6 protein-coding genes are annotated in these 6,493 nt (G+C 42.0%); 3 read left to right on the top strand and 3 right to left on the bottom strand.

Annotation, left to right across the window (positions count from 1 at the left end; all coding sequences use genetic code 11):
• A partial coding sequence (locus G626_RS0112345; RefSeq protein ID WP_027727168.1) for a hypothetical protein occupies positions 1–278 on the bottom strand: 278 nt, incomplete at its 3' end.
• Between the two features lie 261 nt (positions 279–539).
• On the opposite strand from G626_RS0112345, the gene G626_RS0112340 reads away from it, so the two are divergent.
• From G626_RS0112340 to G626_RS0112330, 3 genes are read left to right on the top strand one after another with little or no spacing between them, the layout of a single operon-like run.
• The gene (locus G626_RS0112340) at positions 540–1,721 is read left to right on the top strand and encodes an iron-containing alcohol dehydrogenase (RefSeq protein ID WP_022933098.1); all 1,182 of its coding nucleotides are present in this window, start codon (positions 540–542) and stop codon (positions 1,719–1,721) included.
• 59 nt (positions 1,722–1,780) lie between these two features.
• A complete protein-coding gene (locus G626_RS0112335; protein WP_022933097.1) occupies positions 1,781–2,329 on the top strand; it encodes a hypothetical protein in 549 nt (182 codons plus the stop codon).
• 50 nt (positions 2,330–2,379) lie between these two features.
• Positions 2,380–3,099 (top strand): acyl-[acyl-carrier-protein] thioesterase, encoded by a 720-nt coding sequence (locus G626_RS0112330; RefSeq protein WP_022933096.1) that lies wholly within the window; start codon positions 2,380–2,382, stop codon positions 3,097–3,099.
• 30 nt (positions 3,100–3,129) lie between these two features.
• On the opposite strand, the gene G626_RS0112325 is transcribed toward G626_RS0112330, so the two are convergent.
• On the bottom strand, positions 3,130–4,998 hold the full coding sequence (locus G626_RS0112325) for a methyl-accepting chemotaxis protein (protein WP_081647547.1): 1,869 nt from the start codon (positions 4,996–4,998) through the stop codon (positions 3,130–3,132).
• A gap of 114 nt (positions 4,999–5,112) precedes the next feature.
• A complete protein-coding gene (locus tag G626_RS0112320; RefSeq protein ID WP_022933094.1) occupies positions 5,113–6,462 on the bottom strand; it encodes an MATE family efflux transporter in 1,350 nt (449 codons plus the stop codon).
• Between the last annotated feature and the right edge of the window lie 31 nt (positions 6,463–6,493).

The following is a 6,493-nucleotide window of genomic DNA, read 5'->3' as shown; positions in this document are numbered from 1 at the left end:
AAGTTAATATATCCATAATAAACATTATCTTTATTCTGGTCTCTGCTATCTTTAATACTATTACTGATTCCACCTGTTCCCTTTGCAAGGGTATATACAGTAGTCTGTGTTGTTGTACTGTCCTCGAATTTCTCTGTTACAGTTCCACTGATGGCATATGCATAGTAGCTGCCACCTTTTGTTCCATCAATCCATTTCTCAGTGCCATTGCTACATGACACCAGAAGTCCAGCGAACGCCATTGCGCAAGCGCAAAGCATTAAAGTAATTTTTTTCATACTTTCCTTTCTCCTTATATGAAAAGTTTTTTTTATTCGATTTAAATGACCCTTTTTTTCGGAGAGAGGTGTTTCACGAAAGTGTGTTTCACGGGGATTTTTTAGGGAAATTTTAATAATTTTTTGTTATATTTTTGATTTCGTAAGAATAATTCTAAATATATAGAAGAAACATACAATTATTAAATATATTACTCCTTGTGATTTTGGATTTTTCGCTTTACGATTAATTATTATCGCGGAATCTCGCAAGGAGTTATAATGTTCGATTTTAAATATTTTACACCTACTAAGGTTTTGTTCGGAAAAAATACCGAAGATAAAGTTGCCGACCTCATTCAGGAGTTTGGCGGTAAAAAAGTTTTGATTCACTACGGTGGAGGAAGTGTTATCCGCTCGGGACTGATGCAGCGCGTTACAGAAAAGCTCGACGCTGCAGGCATTGCCTACGTGAAACTCGGCGGTGCTGTTCCTAACCCTCGTTTGAGTCTTGTTTATGAAGGAATCGAGCTTTGTAAAAAAGAAGGAGTTGATTTTCTGCTGGCTGTAGGCGGCGGTTCTGCAATCGATTCTGCTAAGGCAATTGGCTACGGCCTTATGAACGAAGGTGATGTCTGGGATTTATATGATTACAAAAAACAGGCAAAGGCCAGCATGCCTCTTGGTGTAATTCTGACTCTTGCCGCAACCGGAAGTGAAATGAGCGATTCTTCTGTTATTACTAAAGAAGAAGGACTTGTAAAGCGCGGATATTCAAGCGACTTCGGCCGCCCTAAGTTTGCAATCCTCAATCCGGAGCTGACAATGACTCTGCCCGATTATCAGACTGCCTGTGGTTGTACTGATATCATGATGCACACAATGGAGCGTTATTTTACAAACGGCGGAAATATGGAGCTCACAGATTCAATGGCAGAGGCCCTGCTCCGCACTGTAAAAACAAATGCCCTGATTCTCGCAAAAGATCCTAAAAACTACGATGCCCGCGCAGAGGTTATGTGGGCCGGAAGTCTTTCTCACAACGGGCTCACAGGCTGCGGTAACGACGGCGGCGACTGGATGACTCACAAGCTTGAGCATGAACTCGGCGGCCTTTACGACGTAGCTCACGGTGCCGGTCTCGCAGCCATCTGGGGAAGCTGGGCCCGCTATGTTTATAAGAACTGCCTGCCACGATTTAAGCGCTATGCAATCAATGTTATGGGAATCTCCGCTTCGGCCGGCACAGATGAAGAAATCGCCCTCAAGGGAATCGAAGCAATGGAAGATTTCTACCGCGAAATCAAAATGCCTACAAATCTCCGCGAGCTTGGCGTTGAGGCCACAGAAGAAGACCTTAAGCTTATGGCTCACAAATGCGCTGTCGGTGTAAACGGTGGTAAAGGTTCTGCCCGCTTCCTGAAAGAAGAAGACATGTACGAGATTTATAAAATGAGCAGGTAAATATAATCCGCAGCAAGCGGGAATCCGCCCCCGCTTGCAGTAATTTGCAAGAGGTTCGCATGAAAAAGTTTTTTACCTTTTTTCTTATATTTTTGATTCTTTCAGCCGCTTCCGCCGCCTTTGCCCAGCAGGCCAGCTCCGCAAACTCCGAGGCGGCAGAAGACTATGCCCTCACCTTCTTCAAGAAACTCAACGAAACACAGAAGAAGCTGACTTACATGAACAAAAAAAGTGCTCTTGCAAAGGTAGGAACAGAAACCGTTGCCGGCAATATTTCAGGCTCCTGCTTCTATGATGTAAAAATCAAAGGAGCAGGCGGCCATGTTACCCTGCGCTACACAAATTACTGCGATGAAGAAGGCTGGATTTTCGATGGCGAAATCATCACAGACTCAAATATGGCACAGAACGGGACCTTTACCGGAACTGTAAAAATGAAAACACCGGAAGGCAGCGACACTCCAGAACTCGAAGTTTGTTACGATAATGTCCTCTTAAAAAAAGGAGCACCCGGCGAAGGCTATTATCTTGTAAGTCTCCCAGGGGCAGCCCCGGTTAAAGTTGATTATTCCGCATATCAGAAATCTCTGCAGTCCGCCGGTAATTGACAAAAATAGGTAAATTTGTCATTTTAAAATCTGTCATTAAGGAGAAAAAAGTGATAGTAGATTTTGAATATCAACCTGTTCTTGAAGATTATAAAAAGAACGGCGACATGAAGCTTGGCTCAATACTAAAGATTCTTGAAAACTCAGGAAACAAACATTCTGACACAGCCGGAGACGCAATTCTCAAAGGCTCAAATAACGGAAAAGCCTGGGTACTTACCGACTGGATGATTGATGTTATTACCTATCCAAAATATGGCGACAAGATTATGGCACGCACCTGGTCTGAGCCGGTAAATCATCCTTTGATCTGTACCCGTAACTTTGAAATGTACTGTAACGGCGAGCTTTCTGTAAAGGGAACTACAAAATGGATTCTTCTCGACCTTACTACCAACCGCCCTTGCAAAATCACTCAGGAAATTATAGACAAATACCAGCCGGAAGACAAACACACTTATGAGGATTCAAAACTTCCTAAGCTTGTTGTGCCGGAAAGCTTTAGCCGCGAAACACCAATCGCAATCCGACGCCTGGACATTGATTTTAATGATCACGTTCACAATCTTACTTATCTTGATTATGCCCTCGAAGGTCTGCCTCAGGAAGTTTTTGATAACCGTGACTTCAAGAAGCTCCGCATAAGCTACAAGCTGGCAGTTAAGGCCGGCGAAGAAATTATCTGCAAGTATGCAAATGTTGAAGGCCGCCACATCTGCTGTATTTACGGCAAAAGCGGCGACCTCCGCACACAAATTGAATTTGATTAACATCGTCATTGTCGGGCTTGACCCGACAATCTACAACTTAAATCTATCCAGTTCGGCAGTAATGGCACGAACAGACTGCTTGTTTGCTTCGGCCTTTGCTCGGACTGTAGAGAAAGATTCAGAGAAGTTCTTTACAACACTTTCTGACTGAACAACCGAATCATTTACCTGACCGGCAAGATTAACAACTTCATTCAAATTATTCATAATTTCCGATGTAGAATTTGCCTGATTCTTTGCAAGGCCGCTTACATCTTCAATCTGCTTTACAATTATATTTGTACTTGAAAGAATTGAGTTTGCATCCTTAGACTGCTCACCAACCGTCTTGGAAATCTCTGCAACAACCTGACTCTGCTCTTCAATTTCCTTTTGAATCTTATTAAAGGCATTACTTGTAAGCTCCATGTTAGAAGAACCAGATTCCATAGCCTTGGCAATTTCGTTGATAAGATTACTGATATCCTTTGTAGAGTTCTGAGTAGACTCAGAAAGCTTACGGATTTCATCGGCAACGACAGAGAATCCCTTACCTGCATCGCCCGCATGAGCCGCCTCAATTGCAGCATTCATAGCAAGAAGGTTGGTCTGTGAAGCAACAGCCTGAATCACCTTAATTACTTCAATCATGCGCTTAGACATTTCGGTAATTCCGTTGATAACATCCTGAGTCTTTTTAACCTCGGCACTTCCCGAAACAGATTCATCTGTAAGCTGATTAGAAAGAGCCTGTGCACGTTCAATCAGCGAAGTAATAGACTTAAAGTTGTTTACCATTTCGGACATTGAATTTTCGTTTTCTTTTTCTGATTTAAACTGAAAGCCGGTAAAGTCACTGACCTTAGTAGCATCAACATTAAGCTTTGCAACACCATCATTTACAGAAGCCAGCAGCTCTGCCTGGTTAGTAGATTCAAAGCTCATAGCCTGGAAGCGTTCAACAATCTGTTTAACGTCCTGCGAAGAAGACTCTGTAAGTCCCATAAGCTCCTCAGCACTAGAATCTACCGAAGTAACTTCGTTCTTAAGATTTACAAGCGAATTACGGAGAGAATCCATCAAAAGGTTCATTTCCGACATCATAATTCCAAAGTCATCAAAAGTACCAACATAAATACGGCTCTGAAGATCACCTTCTGTGCGGAGCATACGAATCTGATTAATTGAAATTGCAAAACGATGTCTAAGCTGTATAAGAGTGATAAGAATAAGCGGTCCACAGAAAATTACAGACTGTACAATTCCAAAAATAGCCTTATGAGCAAATAAATCCATAGACCAGCCGTGGCGAACAGCACTATAACCGGAACAGAAAACATGCCATGCAACTGTAAGTCCTGCAATCAAAATGCCCTGTCCAAGATTCAATGAAACCTTAGAGGTTTTAAAACCATCAGTTGTAACCAACTTAAGCTTATAAAGCTGACGGCGCGAAACAGTTGCAAAACAGTTTACTGAATACTGAACAGCAGTAAAACCATAGCCGAGAATCAGAATCATAATGACAATAAGATCAACCGTATTATAGTTAACCTTTCCGGCCATAGTTTTAATGATAATTGTAGCACCATTACCAACAGGGTAGCCGGCCATAAGAGCTATCGTAGTAAGTATTCTGATTTTTTTAAGGATTTTATCTACACTCTTTTGTTCCGCTTCTGAAATAGACTCTGTTTCTGCCTTTTTAATAAGGTTCAAAAGCGGCTTCATAATCATGTAACTGATGATTGTAATAACAACAAAGATTCCGGCAGCAGGTCCAAGGGAGGCTCCGAGGCTGCTTACCCAGTCTCCCCAGGTAGAACCCTTAATCTGGGTTACCTGAAAGGATGAAAGCAAAGGTACCCCAATAACCGTACTGATGCCAAAAAATAACATGTAGATTTGGAACAAATTCATATCTCTTCTCCACAACTTTTATCGTAAATTAGATTTTAACCCTGAAAATATGAATTTGTCAAAAAAAGATTGTTAATAAAAGTGTCATCCTCGGGCTTGACCCGAGGATCTATTCTATAGATTCTTCAATTCATTATCGTATGTCATCTTCATTCCAATAAAACTGGCAATTGCAGATGCACCTTCTGCAATTATGAAGGCCCACCAGATATTGTTTACATCACCAGTAAGAGAAAGAAGATATGCTGCAGGAAGCAAAACAATTATCTGACGAACGAAAGAAACAATCATACTCAACAAGCCCTTGCCGAGCGCCTGGAAAACTGAAATCAAAGTGATAGAAACTGCGGCTACCGGGAAGTGAATGGCTATGCGACGAAGGGCCGGTACACCTATAGCGTACATCTCTTCAGATGCATTGAACATGGCAAGCAGCTGACGTGGGAAAAACTCGAAAAGCAAAAGGCCGGCAACCATAATCACAACTGCGGCGATAGCACAAAGCTTAATAGAACGCATGATTCGGTCCTTGCGTTTAGCGCCGTAATTGTAGGCAACAATTGGAACAATACCGTTGTTAAGGCCAAATACAGGCATAAAGATAAAACTCTGCAGCTTAAAGTAAACACCGTAAACCGCAACCGCAGTCATTGTAAAGGCACCGAGAATCAGGTTGATGAGGTAAGTAAGCACCGAACCGATTGAGCCGAGAAGAATTGAAGGTACACCTACTTTGTAGATGTCGGCAATAGTTTTGCCATGAGGACGGAAGCCCTTTGCCGTAAATTTAATTTCTTTGTTCTTTGTAAGATTTAAGGTAAAAGAAATTACAAAGCCAACAATCTGGCCAAAAACAGTTGCCCAGGCAGCACCCGCAATTCCAAGCTTTGGAAAGCCGAGGAATCCGAAAATCAAAAGAGGATCAAAAATGATATTTGTGATTGCACCGGCCAGCTGAGAAATCATAGAAAGAACAGTGCGGCCTGTAGACTGAAGTAGGCGCTCAAAAAGAATCGCTCCGTAAAGACCAATACTTACAATCATACAAATAGAAAGATACTGAACACCGTATTCAATAATTTCCGGATTGTTAGTCTGTGTTTCAAAATAGAGACGTGGCAAAAAGAGCCCAAGTGCAGCAAAAATAATCATTGTAACTGCATAAAGGAAGATACCGTTGAGGGCACTGTCTGTAACACCCTTTTCGTTCTGCTCTCCAAGGCGGCGTGAAAGCAGGGCATTAACTCCAACTCCTGTACCAACCGAAGTAGAAATCATCAGGTTCTGAATAGGGAATGCAAGAGAAACTGCAGTAAGTGCATTTTCCGAAATCTGTGCAACAAAGATGCTGTCTACAATATTGTAGAGTGCCTGAACCAGCATCGAAATCATCATTGGCAGCGAAATCTGAAATAAAAGCTTGCCGACGGGCATTGTGCCCATTTTGTTTTCTGTATTATCCATAATGCGACTATTTAACTGAATATATAAATAA

The sequence above is a fragment of the Treponema bryantii NK4A124 genome, from assembly GCF_000421345.1.
In the GTDB taxonomy this organism is placed as follows: Bacteria; Spirochaetota; Spirochaetia; order Treponematales; family Treponemataceae; genus Treponema_D; species Treponema_D bryantii_B.
This window is presented reverse-complemented; position numbering and strand designations above follow the sequence as displayed.

Bases quoted from the DNA above. Each gene is read 5' to 3' on its own strand.
- G626_RS0112340 (WP_022933098.1), top strand. From the start codon at position 540: ATGTTCGATTTTAAATATTTTACACCTACTAAGGTTTTGTTCGGAAAA.
- G626_RS0112335 (WP_022933097.1), top strand. From the start codon at position 1,781: ATGAAAAAGTTTTTTACCTTTTTTCTTATATTTTTGATTCTTTCAGCC.
- G626_RS0112325 (WP_081647547.1), bottom strand. From the start codon at position 4,998: ATGAATTTGTTCCAAATCTACATGTTATTTTTTGGCATCAGTACGGTT.
- G626_RS0112320 (WP_022933094.1), bottom strand. From the start codon at position 6,462: ATGGATAATACAGAAAACAAAATGGGCACAATGCCCGTCGGCAAGCTT.